18 protein-coding genes, 1 tRNA gene and 1 pseudogene are annotated in these 25,116 nt (G+C 61.3%); 7 read left to right on the forward strand and 13 right to left on the reverse strand.

The features are described from left to right. Positions 1-4 precede the first annotated feature (4 nt). On the reverse strand, positions 5-1,549 hold the full coding sequence (locus NKK47_RS14065) for a DUF4153 domain-containing protein (RefSeq protein ID WP_352577309.1): 1,545 nt from the start codon (positions 1,547-1,549) through the stop codon (positions 5-7). Positions 1,550-1,827: 278 nt separating this feature from the next. Between NKK47_RS14065 and NKK47_RS14070 the strand changes: the two genes are divergently transcribed. Together NKK47_RS14070 and NKK47_RS14075 are read left to right on the forward strand one after the other, a co-directional pair. After that, complete coding sequence (locus NKK47_RS14070) at positions 1,828-2,709, forward strand: HpcH/HpaI aldolase/citrate lyase family protein (protein WP_352577310.1); 882 nt, start codon at positions 1,828-1,830, stop codon at positions 2,707-2,709. A 28-nt stretch (positions 2,710-2,737) separates the two neighbouring features. Further along, positions 2,738-2,944, forward strand: a complete 207-nt coding sequence (locus tag NKK47_RS14075; protein ID WP_352458330.1) for a DUF1737 domain-containing protein — start codon at positions 2,738-2,740, stop codon at positions 2,942-2,944. A 191-nt stretch (positions 2,945-3,135) separates the two neighbouring features. Here NKK47_RS14075 and NKK47_RS14080 read toward each other — a convergent pair whose 3' ends face one another. Further along, a complete protein-coding gene (locus tag NKK47_RS14080) occupies positions 3,136-3,558 on the reverse strand; it encodes a metallopeptidase family protein (RefSeq protein ID WP_023680515.1) in 423 nt (140 codons plus the stop codon). Between the two features lie 183 nt (positions 3,559-3,741). On the opposite strand from NKK47_RS14080, the gene NKK47_RS14085 reads away from it, so the two are divergent. The 3 genes from NKK47_RS14085 to NKK47_RS14095 are packed head-to-tail and all read left to right on the forward strand — an operon-like array spanning position 3,742 to position 9,540. Beyond that, positions 3,742-4,824 carry an ImuA family protein gene (locus NKK47_RS14085; RefSeq protein ID WP_352577312.1) on the forward strand — a complete coding sequence of 361 codons (1,083 nt, stop codon included), beginning with the start codon at positions 3,742-3,744 and terminating at the stop codon, positions 4,822-4,824. Next, a complete protein-coding gene (locus NKK47_RS14090) occupies positions 4,757-6,235 on the forward strand; it encodes a DUF6504 family protein (RefSeq protein WP_352577314.1) in 1,479 nt (492 codons plus the stop codon). Before NKK47_RS14085 ends, NKK47_RS14090 begins: the two co-directional genes overlap by 68 nt. Beyond that, positions 6,232-9,540, forward strand: coding sequence for an error-prone DNA polymerase (locus NKK47_RS14095; protein ID WP_352577316.1), 3,309 nt, complete (start codon positions 6,232-6,234; stop codon positions 9,538-9,540). The genes NKK47_RS14090 and NKK47_RS14095 overlap by 4 nt, the downstream gene beginning before the upstream one ends. Positions 9,541-9,582: 42 nt before the next feature. Here NKK47_RS14095 and NKK47_RS14100 read toward each other — a convergent pair whose 3' ends face one another. The 4 genes from NKK47_RS14100 to NKK47_RS14115 all read right to left on the reverse strand — a co-directional run bounded on the left by NKK47_RS14100 (position 9,583) and on the right by NKK47_RS14115 (position 12,441). Then, entirely contained in the window at positions 9,583-9,822 is a 240-nt protein-coding gene (locus tag NKK47_RS14100; protein WP_023675986.1) for a Trm112 family protein, read from the reverse strand. Between the two features lie 208 nt (positions 9,823-10,030). Beyond that, complete coding sequence (locus NKK47_RS14105) at positions 10,031-10,702, reverse strand: LON peptidase substrate-binding domain-containing protein (protein WP_023675985.1); 672 nt, start codon at positions 10,700-10,702, stop codon at positions 10,031-10,033. A 163-nt stretch (positions 10,703-10,865) separates the two neighbouring features. Further along, positions 10,866-11,858: a thioredoxin gene (gene trxA, locus NKK47_RS14110; protein ID WP_352577318.1), complete on the reverse strand. Its 993-nt coding sequence runs from the start codon at positions 11,856-11,858 to the stop codon at positions 10,866-10,868. Positions 11,859-11,943: 85 nt separating this feature from the next. Beyond that, positions 11,944-12,441 (reverse strand): prolyl-tRNA synthetase associated domain-containing protein, encoded by a 498-nt coding sequence (locus tag NKK47_RS14115; protein ID WP_352577320.1) that lies wholly within the window; start codon positions 12,439-12,441, stop codon positions 11,944-11,946. 230 nt (positions 12,442-12,671) lie between these two features. Here NKK47_RS14115 and NKK47_RS14120 point away from each other — a divergent pair. Continuing rightward, positions 12,672-12,746, forward strand: a tRNA-Gly gene (locus NKK47_RS14120). Positions 12,747-12,869: 123 nt separating this feature from the next. Here NKK47_RS14120 and NKK47_RS14125 read toward each other — a convergent pair. From NKK47_RS14125 to NKK47_RS14150, 6 genes and pseudogenes are all read right to left on the reverse strand, one after another. Beyond that, positions 12,870-15,095: a mechanosensitive ion channel family protein gene (locus NKK47_RS14125; protein ID WP_352577322.1), complete on the reverse strand. Its 2,226-nt coding sequence runs from the start codon at positions 15,093-15,095 to the stop codon at positions 12,870-12,872. Positions 15,096-15,534: 439 nt separating this feature from the next. Further along, positions 15,535-16,605: an adenylate/guanylate cyclase domain-containing protein gene (locus NKK47_RS14130; protein WP_352577324.1), complete on the reverse strand. Its 1,071-nt coding sequence runs from the start codon at positions 16,603-16,605 to the stop codon at positions 15,535-15,537. A 3-nt stretch (positions 16,606-16,608) separates the two neighbouring features. After that, complete coding sequence (locus tag NKK47_RS14135; RefSeq protein WP_254818889.1) at positions 16,609-17,100, reverse strand: Rab family GTPase; 492 nt, start codon at positions 17,098-17,100, stop codon at positions 16,609-16,611. A 15-nt stretch (positions 17,101-17,115) separates the two neighbouring features. After that, complete coding sequence (locus NKK47_RS14140; protein WP_352577326.1) at positions 17,116-19,686, reverse strand: OmpA family protein; 2,571 nt, start codon at positions 19,684-19,686, stop codon at positions 17,116-17,118. 94 nt (positions 19,687-19,780) lie between these two features. Further along, positions 19,781-20,446 (reverse strand): DUF3450 domain-containing protein, encoded by a 666-nt coding sequence (locus tag NKK47_RS14145; protein WP_352470876.1) that lies wholly within the window; start codon positions 20,444-20,446, stop codon positions 19,781-19,783. A gap of 611 nt (positions 20,447-21,057) precedes the next feature. Further along, positions 21,058-21,203 (reverse strand): annotated as a pseudogene (locus NKK47_RS14150) (IS110 family transposase); the annotation flags it as partial. Between the two features lie 161 nt (positions 21,204-21,364). Here NKK47_RS14150 and NKK47_RS14155 point away from each other — a divergent pair. Next, positions 21,365-24,337, forward strand: a complete 2,973-nt coding sequence (locus NKK47_RS14155) for a trifunctional glycosyltransferase/class I SAM-dependent methyltransferase/polysaccharide deacetylase (RefSeq protein ID WP_352577327.1) — start codon at positions 21,365-21,367, stop codon at positions 24,335-24,337. A gap of 85 nt (positions 24,338-24,422) precedes the next feature. Here NKK47_RS14155 and NKK47_RS14160 read toward each other — a convergent pair whose 3' ends face one another. After that, positions 24,423-25,103 (reverse strand): redoxin domain-containing protein, encoded by a 681-nt coding sequence (locus tag NKK47_RS14160; RefSeq protein WP_352577329.1) that lies wholly within the window; start codon positions 25,101-25,103, stop codon positions 24,423-24,425. Positions 25,104-25,116: the final 13 nt, after the last annotated feature.

Raw genomic sequence — 25,116 nt, forward strand, 5'->3', positions numbered from 1 at the left:
CAAATCAGCGGCCCGGCATGAAGGGTTCGGACATCGGAGGAACCACGAACGGGCCACGCCTGTCGAGGGCGCGGTTGAGCCGCCAGTCACGAAAGCTCCAGCCCCGCCAGTTTTCCTGGCCGGCGCGGAAGCGTGCTTCGTCCTGTGCATACCAGCCGGCGAGTTCGCGGATGGAGGCATCCTCCGCGGAAACCGTCCTGCTCTGGTGCTGGACGAAGCGATCGAGCGCCGGCAAGGCGCCGGGCCCGAGCGAGCGCAGGTACCAGACGTCGAGCTGGGTGCCTTGGCCGGTCATTTCGAAGCAATGGTCGACATTGTAGTTGGCGATCAGCGCGGCAAAGTTGATGAACGAGCAGGCATAGAGCGTCGCCGATAGCGTCAGAAGATTGGCGGAAAGCAGCCATTCGTTGGACTTTTCGCGCGCGATGCGGGCTATGATCAGGACAAGGCCCGCCGCCACCAGCCCCATCCAGACGAACGCAGCGACACGCCAATAGGTCAGCGCATAGATACCGATATAGAGATCGAGCCGCAGGATCGACGAGATCACCAGGAGGATGTTCTGCGCCACCCAGGCATAAACCAGCCGGCGGATGAGCGGATCGCCGGAGGTCGCACTTCCCGGCCGCAGCGCCGCCAGCACGAAGCCGGCGGCCAGCAGCGCCGTGACGATCAGCGGATACGCGCCGCGATGCGCGTAGGCGGCATAGGTCAGCCCGTCGGGAAGCGCGATGCCGCCCCACAGATAGGTGGCGTCGAGTGCGCTCTGCACCGCGAACAGGATGTTGAAGACGACGAGCGCGCGGAGGATAGCGGCCTTGCCGAAGACGATGTCCTCGATGGTGGTCCTGGTGGCCGGCGTCGCCGGTGCGCTGGCTGGCGACACCCTGCGGCGGCGGAGAAAGCGCGGCAGGCGCGGCCGCAGAAAGGCCCAGACGCAGGCAAGCACGAACAGCCAGAAGGCGAGACGTGGCAGCTGGACGAGGTCGAGCAGTGCCATCAGGTCGATCAGCGAGAACCAATATTCGATGACCGGATTGGCGGCGCCGAACAGCGCGAGGAACACTGCGCCGAGGCCCAGCGGCATGACCCAGACGGCGATCGCCGCAAGGCGCACGCGCCGCCGGCCAAGCCGCCGCGCCGCCATGCGCCAGCGGAAGAAATCAAGGACGAGCCGAAATGGCGTTGCAAGCAGGAACAGCGAGAGTTGGCCGGCAATACGGGCAAGGCCGCGCCGCAACCGTCCGGCCAGTGAAAGCGCGAAGATGGCCGTCGCCGCCAGCGCGATGGAGACGGACAGTGCGCTGACATTTTCCACAAGCGGCAGCAGCGCCATAAACAGCGCAACCGGCTTGAACCAGAACCTGCCATCCTTGAAGGCGCCGAGAGGATGGAGAGCCATGCTCGCCGCTGCAATCGCAACGCCGAACAGGAAAAGCGTGATGCCCGCCGGTTGGCCATAGAAGAAAAAATCGGCCAGCGCGACGAGCAGGACGGCAACGCCGAAGCGGTTGCAATAGCTCGGCGCCGCCGAGAGGAATACTATCATGATCGGGCTTTCTCGGCGGCTTTGATGCGGCCGGTGGGCGGGGATTTCCGGACGAAAGGGAGGAGGTTTACCGAAGTCCGGGGCGGATCGACGAGCCACCAGCTTTCGCGGCGAAGCCGGTATGGCAGGGACCAACGGGAGTTCGTTCGCTCTTGCATGCCGCCCTTGTCGCATCCGGTCGGGTGGCAAGCGGGGCGGAGACGAGGAGATTTTCCGAAATTGCGCGCAGTTTTTATGCACGGCTTGCCTCGGCCGGCTGCAGACGGCATAGATCGGAGATGACCACCGAAAGCTACCGCCCGCGCCGCTCGGTGCTTTACGTCCCGGCTTCGAACGACAAGGCGCTGGCCAAGATCCAATCGCTGGCCTGCGATACCGTCGTCATCGATCTCGAGGACGCCGTCGCCCCGGCCGACAAGCCTTCCGCGCGCGAAAAGCTGGCGGCGATTTTCGCCGGCCATTCCAACCGGCGCTGCGAGATGGTGGTGCGCATCAATGCGCTGTCGAGCGAATGGGGCGCCGACGATCTGCCGGCCGCGGCAAAATGCACGCCCGACGCCATCCTGCTGCCCAAGGTCGACACGCCGCGCGACATCCTCGAGGCCGGCGACGTGCTCGACGACAATTTTATCGCGGACGAGGTCAAGCTGTGGGCGATGATCGAGACGCCCAAGGCGCTGCTCAATATCGGGCCGATCGCCGAGCTCGGCCGCGACCCAGCCTCTCGCCTGGTTTGTTTCGTTGCCGGAACGAACGACCTGATCAAGGACACCGGCATTCTCGCCATGCCCGACCGGCGCTATCTCGTTCCATGGCTGATGCAGATGGTGCTCGCCGCGCGCGCCGGCGGCCTCGACCTGCTCGATGGCGTCTTCAATGATTTTCGCGATATGGACGGGTTTGCGCGCGAGTGCACGGAAGCGGCCGCCATGGGTTTTGACGGCAAGTCGCTGATCCATCCAGCTCAGATCGAAGCCGCGAACCGCGCGTTTGCACCGTCGCCCGAAGCAATAGCCGAGGCGCGCGCGGTCAAGGATGCCTTCGCGTTCGCCGAAAATACCGGTAGGGCGGTAGTTGCGCTGAACGGCAAGATGGTCGAGCGGCTGCATCTGGCGCAGGCCGAAAAACTGCTGGCGAAGGCCGCCGCTGTTCGCGCATGACTAACGTAACTGACGACAGGATTGAAGAATGAAACTCTACCGCTTTCTGTCCGGCCCGGACGATGCCAGCTTCTGCCACAAGGTGACGGCGGCGCTGAACAAGGGCTGGCACCTGTTCGGCTCGCCGACCTATGCCTATGACAAGGAGGCCAAGACCATGCGCTGCGGCCAGGCCGTGGTGAAGGACATCGAGGGCCAGGAATACGGCCCCGACACCAAGCTCAGCGATTGGTAGGCTTTGCAAAAGCGCCGAAGCAGGGTGTGTTGAGATTCAGGTCAGGCCGCGCCGGAGTCGAAGACGGGCGCGAAGCGACCAGACTGGGTGGTTTCCGAGAACCGGAGCGGAGCGTACTTTTGGGGACGTTAACACCGGAAGTGCGGGAAGCCGCCGTTCGCAGGCCGGCATCACCTGAATATCAGCACATCCTACTCCGCTGCCTCTTCGATCTTCTCCATATCGTCGTCCGACAGGCCGAAATGGTGGCCGATCTCGTGGATCAGCACATGGGTGACGATGTCGCCCAGCGTTTCCTCGTTCTCGGCCCAGTAGTCGAGGATGGCGCGACGATAGAGCGTGATGCGGTTCGGCCCCTCGCCGGTCTGCGGATTCCAGCGCTCGGCGATGCCGCGCCCCTCGAACAGGCCGAGCAGGTCGAAGGGCGTTTCCAGCGAAAGGTCGTCCATGATCTCGTCGGTCGGGAATTCGGCGATCTGAATGACGATCTCGCCGGTCAGCTTGCGAAAGTCCTCCGGCAGATGGGCATAGGCCTCCAGCGCCAGGAGCTCGATTTCCTCCATCGTTGGCGAAAGCTGGTCGTGCCAGATGCGTGTTTGGTAGATGCGAGCCATGCTTTGTCCTTTGATCCCGGCATATAGGCTTTCAGGCCGGACTCGGCAAATGGTCGGGCTGGAGTGCCCGTGTCATGCCCCCACTACAGGAATAAATTCCCCATGACTCCGCTTGACTCTTCGGGCGGCCTCTGGAATCCTAGGGAACATAGCAGGAACAATTGTGAGTGGAAGCTGACCGTCATGGCGACAAGCGCCGTGGCGCGGGAGACTGTTTTTGCCCTGCGCCGCCAGATCGCGAAGATCGAAGGGACCTTGCCCGAGCGCCTGGAGGCGCCGGCCAGTTCGTCGTTTGACGCGGATGTTCCTCGTCAGAGTCTGACACCCTCTCGGCATCCGACACCCGCTCGGAATCTGACCATTGTCCGGCGCGGCCTCGCCGTGGCGCCGCCCGATGCGTTTTTGCGCACCGGCGCCGAGCGCCTCGATGCTGCGCTGAGCGGCGGCCTGCCGAAGGCGGCGTTGAGCGAGTTTCATGGCGCCGCGACCCGCGATGCCGGGGCCGTTGCCGGTTTTGCCTTGTCGCTCGTCAGCCTGATCCTCAGCCAGGGGCTGCGATTGCCGGTGCTGTGGATCGGCACATCAGAGGTTTTCCGCGAGGCCGGCTTTCCCTATGCCAGGGGGCTTCACGCCTTCTTCGGCATCGAGCCGGAGCAATTGCTGTTTTCCGAGGCGCCAAGGCTGCTCGATGCGCTGTGGATCGCCGAGGAGGCTGCCCGGATGACGGCGCTGGCCGCCGTCATCCTCGAAATCCGCGGCAGCCCGCAGCGGCTTGACCTCACCGCGACGCGGCGGCTGCACGCCCGCGCGCAGAGTGCGGGCCGGCCGCTGTTCCTGCTGCGCCAGGCCGGCGAGCCCGAACCGACGGCAGCGCCCGTCCGCCTCATCCTGTCGGCGGCACCGGCGGCAACGCGTAAGACGCTTGCCGGGCCGCTCGCCGGCTCGATCGGCCGGCCCGCCTTCACCGTCGCCATCGGCAAGAGCCGCACGGCCTTGCCCGGAAAATTCACACTGGAGTGGAACCCCGATGAACGCATATTCGAAGAAAGACGGGGCGAGCAAGGAAGGTCTCAGGAATGGACCCCAGAACGGCCAAAGAATCCTATCCTTGTGGTTTCCGCATCTCGCCGCCGAGAGGATCCTGCGGCAGCGTCTGGGGCGGTCCTGGCGTTCCCGGCCGTCGGATCACCTGCCGCTGGTGATCAGCCATCGCCAAGGGAACACCCAGCGCATCGCCGCCCTCGACGAACGGGCCGAGGCGCTTAATCTGAAGCGCGGCATGGGCATAGCCGACGCACGCGCCATGCATCCCTCGATCGACATCGTGGAGGCCGATCCGGAGGCCGACCGGCGCCTGCTCGAAGGCCTCGCCGACTGGTGCGACCGCTATACCCCGCTGGTGGCGCTTGACGGGACCGACGGCCTCTATCTCGACGTCACCGGCTGCACCCATCTTTTCGGCGGCGAACGCTCGATGCTGGACGATATCCTGTCGCGTTTTTTCCATCAGGGCTTCGATGTCCGCGCCGGGCTTGCCGCCACGCCTGGTGCTGCCTGGGCGGCGGCGCGGTTTGCTGGCGACCGCATCGTGCCCGATGGTGAGGAGGAAGCGCTTCTCGCGCCCTTGCCGCTGGCGGCGCTGCGCATCGACCCGGAGGTACGCGCCAGCCTCGAAAGCGTCGGCCTGCGCACGGCGGGCGCCGTCATGGCGGCACCGCGCGCGCCGCTGGCCCGCCGCTTCGGCGCATCGCTGCTCTTGCGCCTCGACCAGGCGCTTGGCCGCCTCGAGGAGGCCGTGTCGCCGCGCCTGCCGGTGGCACCGCTTTCGGTCGAGCGTCACCTTGCCGAGCCGATCATGCTGACCGAGGACATCGAGCGGCTGACCGGCATGCTGGCGACCACCTTGAAGAGCGACCTCGAGCGTCGCGGCGAGGGCGCAAGGCGGCTGGCGCTGCTGCTTTTCCGCGTCGATGGCGGCGTCAGCCGCATCGCCGTCGGCACCTCGCGGCCTCTGCGCGAGCCGCGGCTGATCCAGAAATTGTTCCACGAAAGGCTTGCCGCGCTCGAACAGGATATCGACGCCGGCTATGGCTTCGATCTCGTGCGCCTTTCGGTGCTGACCGCCGCCGCCTTCGACATGCAGCAGGCCGACCTTGCCGGCGAGACGAGCGACGACGGTGCCGATATCGCGCTTTTTGCCGACCGCATTCGCGCCCGGTTCGGCGAAGGCGCGGTCTTGAAGCCGGTCGCCGTCGAGAGCCATTTGCCGGAGCGCGCCGTCGCCACCCTTCCCTTCACGGAGGCGCCGCAGAGAAGCTCGCCGCCGAAGCAGCCGGACAAGGCGAAGGACGCTCCCACGACCGTCTTCCAGCCGGAACGGCCGATCCGGCTTTTCCGTTCGCCCGAGCCGATCGAGGTGCCGGCCACCGAAATGCCGGAAGGCCCGCCTTTGAACTTCCGCTGGCGGCGCGCGCTCTATCGGGTCGCGCGCGCCGAAGGGCCGGAGCGCATCGCGCCGGAATGGTGGCGAGGGGCGGCGGGACGAGAAGATGCCCCGACCCGGGATTATTTCCGCATCGAGGATGCCGACGGCCGCCGTTACTGGCTCTATCGCCAGGGCCTTTACGGCGCCTCGCAGCCCTCGCCGCGCTGGTTCATGCATGGGATCTTCGCATGAATGCGCTGACGGCCAACCCCTATGCCGAATTCGGCATCCAGTCGAACTTCTCGTTTCTGCGCGGTGCCTCGAAACCGGAGGAGCTGGTGGTCGCGGCAAAATTCCTGGGGTTTTCGGCGATCGGTCTCGCCGACCGCAACACGGTGGCGGGCGTGGTGCGCGCCTGGCAGCAGGCCAAGGTGGAGGGTGTTTCCTATCATCCCGGCTGCCGCCTGGTTTTTTGCGACGGCACGCCGGACATCCTCGCCTACCCGCAGGATCGCAAGGGTTGGGGTCATCTCTGCCGCATGCTGACGCAGGCCAATCTGCGTGACGAGAACGAAAAAGGGGCGACGCTCCTCAAACAGAGCGATCTTCTCGAATGGGGCGATCTCCTGTCGCTCGCCATACTGCCGGATGTGTCGGCGGACGCGGAAACCAGCCACGCACTCCTTAGCCGGCTCAGGGATCGTTTCGGTGAAAACCTGCGGCTTGCGGTTTCGCCGGATTACCGCGGCAACGACCGCTTCCGTATCGAGCAGGCGGCGGCGATGGCGGAGCTGGCCGGCATCCCGTTGATGGCGACCAACGATGTTCTCTACCATACGTCGGAACGGCGCCCGCTGCAGGACGTGCTGACGGCGATCCGCCTCAATGTGCCTGTCGCCGAGGTGGGGCTGGAGCTGGCGGCCAATGCCGAGCGTCACTTAAAGCCGCCGCTGGAGATGGCACGGCTTTTCCGCAGGCATCCGCAAGCGCTGGCGGAAACGCTGCGTTTTGCCGGCGAGCTGACCTTCTCGCTCAGTGACCTGCAATACAACTATCCCGACGAGCCGACGGAATCGGGTCTTGGGCCGCAGGCCGAACTGGAAAGGCTGGCCAAGGAGGGAGCCGCCATCCGCTACCCCTCGGGCGTGCCCGCTTTTGTGACGCAGCGCATCGAGGAGGAGCTCGCTCTGATCGAGCGCCTGAACTACGCGCGCTATTTCCTGACTGTCCACGACATCGTCAAATTCGCCCACAGCCAGAACATTCTCTGCCAGGGGCGCGGCTCTGCCGCCAACTCGATCGTCTGCTTCTGCATTGGCATCACCGAAGTTGGCCCGGACAAGATCGAAACGCTTTTCGAGCGCTTCATTTCCGAGGAAAGAAACGAGCCGCCCGACATCGACGTCGATTTCGAGCATGAAAAGCGCGAGGAGGTCATCCAGTACATCTATTCCAAATACAGCACCAAGCGCACCGCGCTGGCCGCCGCCGTCGTCAGCTACCGGGGCCGCTCGGCGATGCGCGAAGTGGCCAAGGCGATGGGCCTGTCGGACGACGTCCGGGGCGCGCTGTCCAGTTCGATCTGGGGCTGGTCGACCTCGGAGCTCGGCGAAAAGGAGACAAAGGCCGGCGGCCTCGATCGGACCGATCCATCGACAAGGCATGTGATCGAATGCGCCAACGAGATCATGGGCTTTCCCCGTCATTTGTCGCAGCATGTCGGCGGTTTCGTCATCACCCGGGACCGGCTCGACGAGATCGTGCCCATCGTCAAGACGGCGATGGACGAGCGCAAGATGGTCGAGTGGGACAAGGACGATCTCGACGCGGTGAAAATCCTTAAAGTGGACGTGCTGGCGCTCGGCATGCTGACCTGCCTGCAGCGCGCCTTCACCCTGCTCCAGGATCATTATCCGCAGGCGCGGGACGAGTACGGCCTGCCCTATGTGCTGGCCACTCTGCCTGCCGAGGACAAGCATGTCTACGACATGATCTGCCGTGCCGACACGATCGGCGTCTTCCAGATCGAATCGCGCGCGCAGATGTCGATGCTGCCGCGGCTGCGGCCGAAAAGCTTTTACGACCTCGTCATCGAGGTGGCGATCGTGCGGCCCGGCCCGATCCAAGGCGACATGGTCCACCCTTATCTGCGCCGCCGGCAAGGCAAGGAAAAACCCGAATATCCCAAGCCGGAACTGGAAAAAATACTCGGCAGGACGCTGGGCGTGCCGCTGTTCCAGGAGCAGGCGATGAAGATCGCCATCGTTGCTGGCGGCTTCAGGCCGGGCGAGGCCGATGAACTGCGCCGCGCCATGGCGACATTCAAGCGCACCGGCACGATCGGCAATTACCGCAAGAGAATGGTCGACGGCATGGTCGCCAAGGGCTACGAAAAAGACTTCGCCGAGCGCTGCTTCAAGCAGATCGAGGGTTTTGGCGAATACGGCTTTCCCGAGAGCCACGCCGCCTCCTTCGCCCTGCTGGTCTATGCCTCCTGCTGGTTCAAGACCTTCTATCCCGACGTGTTCTGCGCCGCGATCCTGAATTCCCAGCCGATGGGGTTTTACCAGCCGGCCCAGCTTGTCCGCGACGCGCATGACCACGGCGTCGAGATCCGCGAGGTCGACGTCAATTTTTCCGGCTGGGATTGCGCCTTGGAGAAATCGCCTTTCGATCCGGATCGTATCCTTGACCGCCATGCCCAGATGCGCGGCGTCATCCGGACCAGCCATGCCGTCCGGCTCGGCTTTCGCCAGGTCAAGGGCCTGTCGAAGGAGCGCATGGAAGCGTTTGTGTCGAGGCGCGGCGCCGGCTATGCATCCGTACGCGACGTCTGGCTGCGCTCGGGCCTCAACGTCGACGAGATCGAAAAACTGGCGCAGGCCGACGCTTTCCGGTCGCTTGGATTGAACCGTCGCGACGCTCTATGGGCGGTCCGCGAGCTCGACGGCAAGAGTGCCGCCGAAAAGCTGCCGCTGTTCGACCAGCCGGCGATCCGCTTGCGCGATCTGGAGCCTGCAACCAGGCTCCCGACAATGCCGCTCGGCGAGCACGTCGTCCACGACTACCGCTCGCTTGGCCTGTCGCTGAAGGCGCACCCGGTCGCCTTCCTGCGTCAAAGGCTGGATCGTTCCGGCGTCACGCCCAATGTGCGGCTCGGCCAGGTGCGGGACGGCCGGCGCGTTTCGGTCGCCGGCCTCGTGCTGGTGCGGCAGCGGCCGGGCAATGGCAAGGCGATTTTCCTGACGCTGGAAGACGAGAATGCGGTCGCCAACATCATTTTCTGGGAAAGGACTTTTGACCGCTTCCGCCCCATCGTCATGGGCGCGCGTCTCATCCGCGTCACCGGCAAGCTGCAATCGGAATCGGACGTCATCCATATCGTCGCCGAGAAGGTCGAGGATCTGACGCCGTGGCTGTCGGTGCTGCTCGAGCAGGCAAGGCCTGCGGACAGACTGTCGAGCAGTGCAGACGAGGCTCAGCCTGGCAGCATCGCGCAAACGGAACTATTGGGAAAGGCAGAGAAGGTCATGCCCAAAGGGCGCAATTTTCAATAGAGGCGCGAAAGATCGCGACGGAGCGGCTCTGAACCGCAGCACTCAGGGCGTTCCACCCAGGCGCGGCGGCGGTGGCATGGCATCATCTATGGTGATGACACGCGCTTCCGATGGCAGCATGATCGGAATGCCGTCCCGCACCGGATAGGCAAGCTTTGCCACCCGCGAGATAAGCTCGCCGCGCTCCGGATCCCAGGCAAGCGGCCCCTTGGTCAGCGGGCAGGCCAAGAGTTCCAGCAGCTTGGGGTCGACAGTCCTGTTCCCGTCACGTCCATCCGCCATTTGGTTTGTCCTTCCACAGGGCAATCGGGTTAAGGTTTCGAGCGCGAACTTCCTTCTCCCCTTGTTGTGGGAGAAGGTGGCCGAGCGAAAGCTCGGTCCGATGAGGGGTGTTCCAGCTTGGCACCGACGGCACTCCGTCCAGTACCCCTCAACCGTCTCGGCGCTGCGCGTCGATCCACCTTCTCCCACAAGGGGAGAAGGCAAGAACCTACTGCAAACTCGAACCGAAATCCTCATTGTCGCGCGCCAGCGCCATTTCGGTGATGGCGATCAGGGTCTCGGCGCGTGTCTTCAGATCGGCCGCTTCGAGCAGCGCCTGTTTCTCGGCCGGCCCGTAGGGCGCCATCATCGACAGTGCGTTGACCAGCATGGCGTTTTCGGCGCGGCTGACGCTTTCCCAGTCGGCCTCCAGATCGTTAGCCTGCAGATAGGCGCGAAACGCTTTGAGCAGCGCCGGCCGGTCGATCTCGGCGTCTGCCTGCTCCTCGTCGAGATCGGCGAGAAAGGGTGCCAACCGGCACTGCCGGAACGGTGTTTTGACCGTGAGCTCCTGGACAATACGGAACCGGCACACGCCCTGCAGCGAAATCAGGTAACGGCCGTCGCCGCTCTCGGACAGCGCAATGATGCGGCCGGCGCAGCCGACATTGCAGAGCTCCGGCTCGCCGTCGGGACGCAGCGCACCGTCAAGGCTGGGCTGGATCATGCCGATCAGCCGCGGCCCGGCGATCGCCTCGTCGACCATCTGCAGATAGCGCGGCTCGAAGATGTTGAGCGGCATGCGGCCTCCCGGCAGCAGCAATGCGCCCTCAAGCGGAAAGATCGGCATGGTCGACGGTAAGTCCGCAGCGAGCCGGTAATGCGCGTTTCCCGCCTGCACCTCAATCCTCCGATCGCTTTGTCAGGAAGCGCACCAAATCCGTCTCCTCCCGGCCGGCACAAGGCGCAACACCGGAAACCTGAAATCGAACGCCGTCCGAAAACCTAATCTGGCGCAGCCGCGGCCCACCGCAAGCCCGCGCGACAAAACAGTCTGCGCCGGCTCAGGAAAACAGCAGCGACGACAGTTTGCGCCGTGCCGACAGCGTTGCTTCGTCGGTCATGCCCCATGCCTCGAAGAGCTGCAGCAACTGGGTTCTGGCGCCGTCGTCGTTCCACGAGCGGTCGGCCTTGATGATCGCCAGCAGATTGTCGGCCGCCGCCATGCGATCACCCTTGGCGTTCTGGATCATGGCAAGCTCGAACCGTGCCTGGTGATCCCCGGGATTTTCGGCCAGCCGCCGTTCCAGTTCCGCCGGATTGCCGAGCACTGCTGCTTGCGCGGCGAGCGCCATCTTGGCCCGCAGCGCGGCGAGCTGGGCCGCATCCTTCTTTGCTTCCGGCGCCCGCGCCAGCACCGCCTCGGCACCTTCGGCATCGCCGGCCTCGAACAGCAGATCGCCCAAGCCAGCGATCGCCTCGATCGTCTCCGGCGCCTGTTCCAGGATGGCATCGTAAATGTCGGCCGCCGTCTGCACGTCCCCGGCGTCGCGCGCTTCGGCGGCCGCGGCCAGCGCCTCGGCAACTTGCGGCGCACCGCCGTTCTTGCCGCCGACCTTCTGGATGAATTGCGTGATCTGGCTCTCGGGAATGGCGCCCATGAAGCCGTCGACCGGCTGGCCGTCCTTGAAGGCAATGACCGCCGGTATCGACTGGATGCCAAGCTGGCCGGCGATCGATGGATGGTCGTCGATATTCATCTTGACCAGCTTGACCTTGCCACCGGCGGCTTTCACCGCCTTCTCCAGCAGCGGCGTCAATTGCTTGCAAGGGCCGCACCACGGCGCCCAGAAATCGACCAGCACCGGCTGGTGACGCGATTCCTGGATCACGTCGGCGGCAAATCCAGCGGTCGTTGTGTCCTTGATGACGTCGGCCGGCGCCTCCGCAAGCGCGACCTTCTCACGCGCGGCATCGGTGCCGCCATATTGCACGGTGGTGGTATACCGGCCGCCATTGCTGCCAAATGGGCCGCCAAAGGGGTTGCTATCACTCATCTCGTCGCCTTTCGGTCGCGCCGCCGGCCAAGGGACGGGCGCAACATCCTTCTTTAGAACCCGGTTTCAGTCACCCATGTGGCGATCATGCCGAGACTTTCAAGATAACAGCATCATGTCCGGTTGCCTCGACGAATTTGACCAGGTCCGCGGCAGCGATGGAAGTCGTCGCTTCGTTGGTCAGCGGGTGGGCATTGACCACCGCATGGCTCATCAGCTCCTCGTCCAACACGACCTTGATCCTTCGCTCAGTGTCGTTGATCAGCCCGAACACCGTGACCGCGCCCGGGACGACGCCGAGAAGCTCCATCAGCATCTCCGGCCGGCCGAAAGACACGCGCCCGGCAGCGCCGATCAGATGGTGGATATGCTTGAGATCGACCACCGCCTCCTCGCCGACGCTGACCAGGAAGAAATTGTCCTTCTTGTCCTTGAGGAACAGGTTCTTGGTGTGGCCGCCGGGAATCTCGCCGCGCAGCGCCTGCGAATCGGCGACCGTGAACAGCGGCGGATGCCGCCGCGTCGATACCTCGATCCCGAGTCCGGCAAGAAAGGCGAAAAGTTCGGCTTCGGTCTTCGGCATCGGTCTTTCTTCTCATGGCCCGCTTTCAACGGCTTGTTCGGCTAACGCCGTTTACGGCCAATGATGCGGCCAAGACAAGCCCGTCGCGCAACGCGGGGGTGATTGCCTTGCGACGTCCCGAGGAGCGCTTCTCCGCATTGCCGGCGAAGCAAAAAGCCTGCGAATTCCCTGTTGCAATCGCCGCGCTCTTCAGCCATATAGGCGCGGCTTGCGGCCCAAAAGCCGCGCGAGCGGGTGTAGCTCAGGGGTAGAGCACAACCTTGCCAAGGTTGGGGTCGAGCGTTCGAATCGCTTCACCCGCTCCAGTTTCCTTGAGGGGAATCAAGCGATTAAGAGGCGCCTTTCGGGGCGCCTTTTGCTTACGTGGCGAAAAGAGTGTCCCTGCCATGGGCGATGCGCGGAAAGCCGCGCTGTGACCAGCAGCTTTTCTATTCCGTTGTGCTAGCTTTTTTTCTGCGCCGAATAGTGTGCGACTGCGCGACGGCCATTTTCAACTCGGGCGTGATCTCCAACGGTGCATTCTCTGCCCCATGTTGGTTCTGTAGCCCCTGGACCTGGACGGTCGGAAATGGGAGTTCGATGCCTTGCTCTTTGAAGACTTGGCGGAGGCGTACATAGAATTTGCGTTTCATACCGAAGGCGCCTCCCGGCTTGGTTGTGGCCTTGACCCTCAATACGATGCCGTATTCGCCGAACTCCTGTACGCCCTGCATCTTGATCGGGTCGAGCACCCAGTGTTTGAACTCGGGATCTTCCGCCAGTTCGAGGCCGATCCGCTTGATCAGCTTGCGAGCGAAGTCGATATCGGTGTCATAACCAACGGTGATGTTGAATTTGTCGATAACCCAGTCACGGCTCTGGTTCTGGACTGCCCCGAGTTCACCGAAAGGTATCGTGAACAGCGGACCACGATGGTGGCGCAGCTTCACCGAGCGCAGCGAAAAGCTTTCCACAGTACCCTTGTAATTGCCCGATGAAATGTATTCGCCAACACGGAACGCATCATCGAGCAGAAAAAACACGCCTGAAATGACGTCCTTGACAATGGTTTGTGCCCCAAAGCCCACGGCGACGCCGACGACGCCAGCGCCGGCGATCAATGGGCCGATCTGGATACCCAGCGAGGCGAGCATCATAAGCACCGCCATCACGATGATCGATGCGAGCAGAATATTCTGGAGGATCGGCAAGAGCGTGTGCAGCCGCGCCTGCTGCGGATCGAGGATCGGGACGTCCTCGTCGCTGATCACAGGGTGCGGTGTTTCGATGCCCAGCTTTCGTTCGATCAAAGCTTTGATGATCGACCAGCCGAAGTCGGCGGCGAGGGCAATGACCACGACATTGATCAAGCCGCGCAATATGAACGTCGTCGTCGTATCGCTGTCCCGCATGGATTGCATGTCCAGACCCCAGACACGTGCGAGAAGGTAAGCCGCCGCCAGGATGAAAATCATTCGGATTCCGCGATCGATGACAGCGATCGTCACCGCCGGGATCGTGGGCCGGCCGACATCTTCCGAACCTGGCCGCAGAACGAAATTAACCCCGCGCTGCGTCACCACGATTGCCAAAGGCAGGAAGAATGCGGCGAAGGTGAACCAGAAGTATGTATAAAGGCCGGCGATACGCTGCAGGAACAGGACGACGAAATAAGCAGTCAATAGCCATGTCGCTTCCGTGTGACCGATGTGGCGCGCACCGTCTCGCTGCGTTCTTGGCCGACGCCAGATGGCGAGCAGCAGGAGCAACAGCAGCACGAAATCGGCGCCCAGTGACAGGACCATCATTCCGTCCTGATCGATGCCGAGACCTGGCAAGAGGATAAACGCGGCGCCGAAGAAGGCGAAGACGCCGACGATCCGGGGTAGCCAATAGGACCAATGGTCAGCCGCTTCGTTGGTGATCGGCAAAGCACGAACCTCGACGGCGTTCTCGACGTTCATGAAGGAAGGGACGAGCATGGCCATGACGTACATGCGCACACCCCATGTAACGACTGCCGCCATCAGAAATGTCAGTACAATCTCGCGGATAAGCATCGGCCAGTCGAACAACATGAACGCGCCGGCGCTGCCCAGTGCGAAAGAGACTATCAGCATGCTGGAATAAAGCAGGCGGCCACCAATCTTCTTGGCTCGCCCAACGGGCGTATCCTTCGGTTGCGCGATAATCCAAAGACGAAATGGACGGGTGAGCTTGAACGTTGCCCAAGTGAGTGCCAGGCCGGCAGCGATGAACATTGCAATCAGCACAAATACGCCGGCAGGCCCCTTGCTGGACATATCCTCCATCGTCTCTGCCCGAACGCGCGCGAACTGGCCTGGCAGCAAGGGCAAAGTTCGCACGATTCTTTCGATATGATGCCTGATCCCATCGAGCGTCGAGGATGCCATCGTATTCATCTGGCCGGGTGCGGCCACGGCGTCGGACGATGCGTCGGTCGGCGAAGCCCCTCTCTCGGCGGGCGCTCCCGTTGACCCGGCGTCCTGATTTCGCTGTTCGGCCACCCAGGCCTTCACTGACGGATCGTCGAGAAGCTCGAACAGCTGTTTGACCCTTTCAGGCGGGACGGTCGCCGGCGCCTGCGCCTGCGCCTGACCAGCCAACAAAAGGGCGATCCCAAAGACGAGCGGCCTGGCAATCAGGGCAAACATCGCAGTCAGGTCTCCGAGACGCCGTGCCGGGCGCGCCAGGTTCCTGGCGCCCAATCGTCGAGTCATGAGTGGCATCGTGCTGTTAACCTTCCGGTCAGATCGGCGAGCAACGACATCTATGTCCGTTGTTGCCCTACCTTGAAGAAACCGATGTTGCGGTGCAAGACGTCATCGTTCCGAGCCAGACCGTTGCGCCGGGTACTTGGCGGTGTTTATTTAGCCGCGGGGGCAGGACATTCCGACCTCGGCCCAGGCCTCCGGCCGTTCTATGAATTGGGCATCGACGTTAAATCTCAGGAACTGATTTTCTGAGTTGACCAGGACAGACCTTTGGCGGTCGCTCGGTGGTCAACTGCTTCGCGCACCGCTGCGGACATTCGAAACCATGATGTTGCTTGAGATGCAATGCGCTTCCGGGTCGGCACTGCCATGCGGCAAATCAGGCCGGGAGCCGCCACATTCGCACACGACCTGTACCACGCAATTCCGTTTCCTCGAGTGGGTCGCAAGCAAAATTTGGTCCAAGCAGTTGATGAGTTGCATCCGAAATACGGATTTCATCGGGCTCCGCGGACGTTTGGATACGTGCAGCGAGATTAACGGTGTCGCCCCATAGGTCATAGGCAAACCGCCTTTTGCCTATGACGCCCGCCACGATTGGTCCTGAGTGAATTCCAATTCTGAGCCTTATCGGTTCTCCTGCGAAGCGTTCGCGCTTAACCGCCTTCCGCAGTTCAAGTGCATAGTGCGCAAGGGCTTCCGCATGATCGGATCGCGCGGCGGGCAGGCCAGCGACCACCATCACACAATCGCCGATTGTCTTGATCTTTTCGCAGCCGTATCGCTCCGAGAGCAGATCCGCCGCCTTGAAGAAGTAATTTAAAATAGCGAGCGTCGTCACGGCTCCGACGCTCCGCGCTCTTTCCGTAAAACCGACGATGTCGGCAAAAAGCACACTCACCTCCGCGTGGTTGTCTGCAATTTGTTCGTGCGCTTTTAGCCGCTCCGCGATCGACGCCGGAAGAATGTTGAGGAGTAGGGCTTCGGCGCGCTGGTATTCACGCGACAATCCCTCTTGGCTCGCCCTCAACGCCTCGTTCGTCGATTGTAATTTCTCGTTGAGTTGACGCTCCCTCTCTTGCAGGAGCGTCATTTCATAAGCCTTCTGTTGAAGCCGCTGCCTATTGTCGCGTTCGGCATTGGCGTCAAGAAAGAGCAGCCACACGCAGGCATTGTCAGCAAAAAGATGGAGGTCCGCGACACGCCCGCTGGGAAGTTCGACCATGGCCATATCATATGGAAGCTCCGGGCAGGGCAACAAACCTTCCATGAATTCAAGCTGCTCGGCAACAGGCTTACCTATGCGAACTGACGAGAGTCCGTAATGTTTAACGTTACCGCCCTTCGCAGCTATGCAAAGCTGGGCGTCGATTTTCAGATATGCGACCGAGCGCTCGTTGTAGAAGAAATCGTAAATCCAGCTTTTAACTTCTCTTGGCAAGACGTGCATGGTTTATTTGCTGACCATCGAAGCAAGTTGACGAAACGCATCATCAACATGCTCACCCGAAAGCGCACTTGTTAGATAGATTTGCCATCCAAGTTGCCTCAGTTCGTCAATTTCACTATCCGATATTGCCCACCGATCGGCCAGATCGGATTTGTTGAACAGCAATACAAACGGCATAGCGCCGAATTCAGCCTCGGCCCGCTCGCGCAACGTGAGCGCCACGGCAAGAGTAGCAGCGCGTGTTCCATCGACGACAAGCACGAGCCCACTCGCACCTCGCACATAGCTGACGCGGAATGAGCCGATATCGTCTTCGCCGGCCAAATCCCACAAAATCAGATCCACGGTTTTGTCCGGGAATGCGACGCTCTTCTTGTCGATTTTCACTCCCACCGTGGTCAAGTATGTTTCTGAAAAGATGCTTTGCACAAACCTGCGAACCAGACTGGTCTTTCCGACAGCGAACCCGCCCAACATGCAGATCTTCTTTTGCAATATCCTGGGCTCCGCCTAGTGGAAGTTTACCGTAACCGAAACTCTGCGGTTGGCGGAGTTCCCGGTTCGGCTATTTTCAATCTCCGCTGGCTCAAAGGTGCCCGCGCCGCGAACCAAGAGCAACTCCGGATCGACGCCGCGCTTCTTGAGAAGCGCACGAACTGTTTCCGCGCGCGCGGCGCTGATCGACAACTTGGCCGTTTCACGGCCCGTCTCGTCCGAATGGCCGGTCAACATGAACTGTGCTGTTACGCCTGCCTTGCGGGCGTCCTTGGCCAATTCCTTCAACTGATTCGCCAATTTGTCGAGAACCGGCAGTTGCTCCGGTCCCGGTACAGCCTTGCCAGAATCGAACAAAATGTCGACCGCTTGAATAGCCTCCCTCAAATGAGTGAGTTGCGGAGGGGTCAACTCACGCAGCTCGGAGATTTCTAGAGAGAGTCCGTCCGCGGACAGCTGTTGGGCGGCGACCCGCGCCCGATCTATCCAGGCGGCAGGAGCTTCACCCTGGGCAACGATGCGATCCTTGATGATCGAAAGCCGTACTGAATCCGGCGGAGTCAGCGACGCCATCAGCCGCTTTACCACGAACTTCGGATCAAGGCTTTGATAGAATTGCCACTGTGAATGAACGCGAGCAGGATCGACCCCTGTTCCGGACAGCAGAGCCTTCGGGTCGGCGGCCTGCGGATCTCTCAGGCCGGAAATATAGAAATGTCCGCCCCTCGCCGTTTGTTGGGCGACGATGATTCCCGCTTGGGCCTCCAGTCGCGACACATAAGTCTGCCAGTGCTCCGCCGCGCGCGCTTCGGGGCTCACATCACGAACCTTGGAGATGTCGAATTCCGGTCCGCCTGCCGAAAGCTGTCGGGCCGCTGCGCGTGCGCGATCTATCCAGGTGTCGGGAGCCTCACCCTCGGCAACGATGCGATCATTGACGATCGAAAGCCGAACCGATTTCGGCGGGGTCAGCGACACCACCAGCCGCTTCAGGACGAACTTCGGATCAAGGCTCTGATAGAATTGCCACTGTGAATGAACGCGAGCAGGATCGACCCCTGTTCCGGACAGCAGAGCCTTCGGGTCGGCGGCCTGCGGGTCTCTCAGGCCGGAAATATAGAAATGTCCGCCCCTCGCCGTTTGTTGGGCGACGATGATTCCCGGTTGGGCCTCCAGTCGCGACACATAGGCCTGCCAGCGCTCCGCCGCGCGCGCTTCGGGGCTCACATCACGAACCCTGGAGATATCGAATTCCGGTCCGCCTGCCGAAAGTTGTTGGGCCGCTGCGCGCGCCCGATCTATCCAGGTGTCGGGAGCCTCCCCCTCGGCAACGATGCGATCATTGACGATCGAAAGTCGTACTGAATCCGGCGGAACCAGCGACGCCGTTATCCGCTTCAACACGAACTCCGGATCAAGACTCTGATAGAATTGCCACTGCGAATGAACGCGAGCAGGATCGACCTGCGTTCCGGCCAACAGAGCCTGCGGGTCGGCGGCAAGCGGGTCTCTCAGGCCGGCAATATAGAATTGGCCATCGCGCACCTTTTGTTCGGCAACGATGATGCCCGGCTGGGTCCCCAGTCGCGACACATAGGCCTGCCAGCGCTGCCCGGATTGCCAGGAAAGAAAGAACCAACCGCCTGCCGGAATCAAAACCAGCAGGACTGCAGCGACTACCAGCCACGGAAATCCCTGGTTTGATTCCTCCTGCTTCAGTTCAACGCAGGTCTGCAACTGCGTCTCTACGCCGGCCAACTGCGAACTGTCGCCGTCAAACTGCTCTAGAGCCTGTGAGCATTCATCATGGATGCGAAGCAATACATCGCGAATTATTTCATGTAATTCCTCCGGCGGATTTCCCCGGATCACCGCAACCAAGGTCGCAAACGGTCCAACTTCCGACCAGAGACGAAGCTCTCCGAAACGAATAGTGTCCAGGCCACTCTGTTCTTTCTCGTTAAATGAGTCTTTTACAAAATCTTGAATTGCACTAAGCATAGACGAAATGAGTTGAGGATCTTCGCTAGTTGCATTATCGGCAGTTACATGCGCTATCAAAAGCCCGGAATTGCGATTGATTAGAAAGACGTGTTCTACACGATAGACAAGAGAATGCTTAAGAACAACTTCTGAGAAGCTTGCTCCTGTTCTCCAAGCTTCAAGTCTCCACTTGAGCCCATGCCAGGTAAATATATGTCTTAAAGTTTCATTCAGCGATTGAAAGGTCTGGTCGATCTTTTCGCCGATCGACTTGCGAATAGCCGGCAGAAACACCGGGTACAATATATCCGTCAGGGTACGCGGGCTCTTCTGGATGGACCGTTGCACGGCCCTCTCGACAGCTGGCGCAAGGGCCTCTCCGAGTTGCGCATGAGGCGCACGTGCGGCTGCACCGGGGAGAACGCTCCCCACTGCAGCCGCAAGCTGCTCGGGTTCGTCGAGCAGGTGCGTAACTCGTGAAAGCTCCGAAATTTCGCGGCCGACCAGCAACTGGCGCAGCGTTTCCATGCGAGGGTCGGCGGTTGGGATTCCGTCGAGACGCGCACGATAGTCCGGATCAACGTTCCGGGCAATTTCGATCAAAAGGCGAGCCAGAGCCTCGCGATCAATCTCTGTATCGTTCGAAGCTGCTCTTTGAGGGAGGCTGATTGGGTCGACAGTCGACGTCAAGTTCCGATCAACTCACTTTCCAGGTACGCTCCGAGTTGTTCTTGCTGCCGACGGGATCCTGATTTAGACATTTTGCAACCTCGACAAACAGGCCAGCCAAAAGATTTCGGTCGGTCTTGACATTGCCAAGATCGGAAAACATTTTCTCCATCAGCATCTGAATGCTTTCATTCTTTTGCTTGATTTCCTCACGCAGCAAATGATCGTTTCGATTTATCCGGTCCGCAACTTCCCGCTCAAGCTCGCTCAACTGATCCGACAACGCGCGCACCTGCTTTTCGAGCGCCTGATTTTGCTCGCGAAGATTCCGGTCAATCTCCTTATCGGCGTCGGCTCGCGCGTCTTTTTCGTTCCGCAATTGCGCCGCAAGCGAGTCGACCTGCTTCTTTGCATTTGACTCGTACATTTCAAGATTGCGCTTGGCCTCGGATTCGACATCCTTGAAGCGCTGCAAGACCCGTTCTTCAAGCTTGGAAAAGCGGCGGTCATAGTCCTGCATCTGGTTGCCGAACAGCAGATCACGTATCTTGTCGACACCTACAGCGTCGCCGGGGGCCCCGCTCTCGCGAGCCTGGCCCGCCATGAAGGTCAGCCCGCTTCCGTCTGCATTACTTATCAGATTTGCGTCGGCTTTATTTGCCGAAGAAGCGGTACTCGAAGATTCCTTGGCCATCCCATGCCCCTTCTTTTGAACAACTGCCACAGTGCACAACTCAGAAACCAGCAAGCATGCCAGCAAAATTCCCGGCTCGCAAGCCGGAATCTTCTTGGCTTAAGCCAATTCGTGCCTCCCTTTTACATCTCTTGGACTAGCAGCAAATGCACGAGTTCCGATTGATGTCGCTCTCGCACCTCTTTGTGATAGCAGCCATAACCGGCTAATCTAATCGATCATTGGACGCAATCTACTATCGAAATGAGTAATACAATGTCAGGCTATAGCTACTGGAGCGCAATTAAGTAGCGCAGACTCATTAGAAGTGTCTAAAGTAGCTGGTCTGGCGGTGCACGTACCGTCTCGCACCCGACTGTATACTGCGACGATCAGCTTCCGATGCGGGCCCAACGGTAGAAGGAAGGTCTTCTTTCGCACGGAGAATGGCTGTTCGAGAATGCACCTCGGAATCGAGGCGTTTCGGTCGATAGGAGGGGAGCGACAGTCCCAATAACTGCAGTCATTCACACCAAAGCTTCAGTGGGCGGCATTTGTTGCGCCCCCAATTGCAAAAGACGTCAGGTTGCCATAGCTATTGCACTCATACGGTGCCCGGGACCGCCGCCTGTGGTCATGGCGCCGACTCCGGGGATCGACATGAGTATGCGGCATGCTTGGCTTTGACGTGCATCTGCGACAGCTGGCGCCCAAGCTCGGCGGCACGGATGCGAATGCTGCGCCAGGCTTCCAACTTCGGTAGCACGACAGGAGCAAGCTCGCTCTGCAGCCAAATGGCGGCGTCGCGGCGGCTCGGAAGAGTTCGCAGGAGACTGTTTGGACGCAGCGTCCCTGAGGACCGTTTCCTTTGGCAGGAAATCGCCGGCTATGTTTCGGGACTCTTGTTCTACCTTCGAACCAACGCGCGGGTTACACGGCGTGGCGCATAATCCCTTGGTTTCAATCGTGGTTCCTGCGCACAACGCGGAGGTAACGCTGGCGCGCGCACTCGATTGCCTTCTCGATCAGGAAATAGTGGATTGGGAGGCGATCATCGTCGACGACGCCTCCACGGACCGCACCCCCGCGATCATCGCCGGTTATGTGGAGCACGATGCCCGGTTTCGGACGTTGAGCTCTTGCGCGTATAGCGCCGCCGGCGCGCGCAATATCGGGATGTCGACAGCGCGCGGCCACTGGCTCATGTTTCTGGATGCCGACGATTGGGTGGATGCCAGCTTCCTTGCGAAAATGCTGGCCGCACTTGAAGCCGCGCCCGATGCGGTCGCCGCCTATTGCGGTTCCCGGCGCGTGATGCCCGATGGCGAACTCACCCAGTCGAGCATCGCGACGGAGGTTGCGATCCGGCCCTTCGAAACATTCGCGCGCCGGTGCGCGATCCGCACTCACGCGCTGCTCGTCGACCGGAAGACAATTGCCGAGTTGGGCGGCTTCGATGTGTCGCTGCGTACCTGCGAGGACTGGGATCTGTGGCAGCGCCTCGCACGTCTAGGCAAACATTGGGTGATGGTCGACGAGCCGCTCGCTTTCTATCGGGTCAGCCCCAACTCGCTCAGCCGCAATTCGGCGCAGATGCTGGCAGATGCGGAAATCGTGATCGCCCGCGGCTTTTCCGCCGATCCCAGGGTCAAACACCCGGCATCGGCTCACGCCAATGGAGCGATCGAGGCGAACGGCCGCACCGCTTCAGAAGCACTCGCGTGGTTCGCGTTGTGGAACGCCGCATCGGATTGCGGCTGCGGCTCGCGCTCGATCAACCCGCAGTCCCTGCGCGCGCTCCCGGCAGGACGTAAGTGGGCGCGTGAGATCGCCAAGGTGGCCGTCGATGGACTTATGGTAGGAAGCCTGTCGGTGCCAGCGCAATTGGCTGCCAGGTGGGACAGGTTCGGCGGCTCCCTCACCGAGTTGATCATCGAACTCGGCAAGGTCTGGAATAATCCCGACGCGGCTCGCCGCGTGCAGTATCACTTCGAGCAAATGCTGCTCGATGTCGACGATCTTGCCGCGCCGCGCAGGCTGGCGCGGACACTTGGAATTCGTGTCGACGCGCGAAATCCGGCCTCGATCGAAGTGCCGGAAGGAATCGATCAAATCTATGCCCATCTGATGATGGATGGCCAGATCGAGGCTCTCGTGCAGTTCGGCGTACTCGGGAGAGTGACAAGGCGTCATTGGATTGAATTGATCCTGAATTTCGTGCCCCCTGAGCGGCCTATGCACACAGCCGCGCGACTTGCAAGGCGATCGCCTGTAGATGCACCGCAAAAGGGCGCCGGTGCCGACAAGTCAAACATGTTTGCAGCCGAGGCATTGTTGTCCATGGCGGGACGCCGGTCTGATCGGGACAGCCATTTCGGCAAACTCGCGGGATTGGCCGCGGAAGCGCAGGCGCTGGTTCGGTCGAGCGCCGAAACTAAAGAGCCTTTTACAGCGCCGCGCCGTGCACGGGCCGCGGATGGGCGCGACAATGATCGCACATCTTTCTGGAATCGCCATTTCGCGACCGAGGATCCCTGGAACTACGGTTCGCCCTATGAGCAGGAAAAATATGAGCGGCAGCTCGAAATTCTGCCTGCCGGTCCCATCGGACGGGCGCTTGAGCTGGCCTGCGCGGAGGGCCACTTCACGCGGCAGCTGGCGCCGCGCGTGGGCCATTTGACCGCAACTGACATCTCCGCCGTAGCCGTCGGACGGGCGCGCGCGCGATGCAGCGATCAGCCGAATGTTGAGTTCGGCGTACTGGATTTCTCTGCGGACACGCTGCCGGGCGAAATGGATCTGATCGTGTGTTCGGAAGTGCTCTACTACCTGGATGATCTCGCCGATGTGCGGCGCATCGCCAAAAAACTCATTGAGGCGTTGGCGCCTGGCGGCAGTTTCATCAGCGCACACGCATTTGTGCTACGAGACAATGTTGGAAGGACGGGCTTCGACTGGAACACATTCGGTGCACAAGCGATCTCAGAGACCCTGGCAGCGACCGACGGCCTCGTCCTCGAGCAATCGATCCAGACCGAGCTCTACCGCATAGACCGCTTCCGCCGCTTGTCACCAGGCGACGTGGCGACGGAACCGATGGTAGATCATGTGCCAATCCGCGCACCCGTTGAAATCGGGGTCGCGCGAAATATCGTCTGGGGCGGGGCGCGGGCCTTGCGCCGCGACGTGGCACGTAGCGAGCGGCGGCAGCGTATCCCCGTCCTCATGTATCACAGCGTCGCCGATGATGGTCCGGCCGCGCTCGCCCGTTTTCGGCTCGCGCCCGCCGCATTCGCCAGCCAAATGGCATGGCTGCGCGCCAATGGCTTTCACGCGATTAGGTCCGAGCAGCTGGAATGGTTCATCGTCAACCGTCAGCCTTTCGTTGGCCGCCCAGTGCTCATCACGTTCGATGACGGCTTCCAGAACTTTGCCGACCATGCCTGGCCGGCCTTGCGCACGAACGACCTGACCGCGGAAGTGTTCCTGGTGACGGACTTGGTGGGTGAAAGTGCACAATGGGACGCCTACAGCGGCCCGCCGACGCAGCTTATGGACGCTGGGACGGTGCGACGCCTCGCCGGCGAAGGTGCGTTCTTCGGAAGCCATCTGGCGACGCATCGCGCGATCGATGGTCTGTCGAGCTCTGACTTGGCCGCCGAGCTCCTGCGCTCTCGTATGTTCATCGAACGATGGACCGGTCGGCCAACCACGGCGTTCGCGGCACCCTTCTCTGTCACCGACCGACGGCTTGGCAGGCTGGCCAAGGAGTGCGGCTATCGAATCGGCTTCGGCGGCAGACACGGGCCGGCGGACCTTGATTGCGATCCCATCGACCTTCCGCGCATCGAGATTCGCGGAGATCACTTGCTCGATGACTTTGTTGGCAAAGTCGAGGCCGTGCTCGCATGAACGGTGAACTTGCCAGTATCTAGATTTGTAACAAATTGGTTCCGCTTTTTATTCGGTGTCCCGCCCGCTTACCTCGTTCGCAAGTCTATTGGGCGACTTGGGATACGGCTGACATCAGCTCCTGCGGGCTTGGCGCCCCAAACATGTATCGCCCACCCTCGGGAACCTCCGTGAAGCTCCAGCGGACGATCCCCTGCCGGTCCAGCAGGAACTGACCGACCAATTGTCCGTGTCCCGTTGCTAGCATCTGCTCGTCGGCTTCGGTCAGCTCGTAATGGTCCCTCTTGTTGAGGATTTCGCTGGCCGCAAGAGGATCCATAGGACCGGGCAACTCGCCTGGTAGGTCGACCCGCATATCCTTTGCCGCTGCCATCGAGACCTTGTACGGCCAGTTCGTCTCGTTTTGGGTGAATTCGAGATTGGGCAGTCCAAAAGCACGATGTGAAGCGCGTTCAGGATCGGAGGCCGCAAGCAGATTCGGCATCGGATGGTAGCGGAAATAGAGACGCGCCCGTTCGATCGGCGTGTTGACCACCGTCAGGCTCTCCACGCCCTTTTCGCGCAGCTCCGGATCAAGCCGCGCCTGGGCGGCGATATGGCGCCGGCAAAACGCGCAATGCAGACCTCGAAACAGGCCGACCAGCACCGGTTTTTGGCCGCGAAAATCGTCAAGCGCGATCTTGCCTTCCTGGGTAATGGCGTCGAGTACCACGTTTGGCGCACGGTCGCCCGGTTGAAGCGGCACCAAGTCACTACGCGCGGACATTTCCAACCTCCAA

Source organism: Mesorhizobium sp. M0019, assembly GCF_040323975.1.
Lineage (GTDB): Bacteria > Pseudomonadota > Alphaproteobacteria > Rhizobiales > Rhizobiaceae > Mesorhizobium.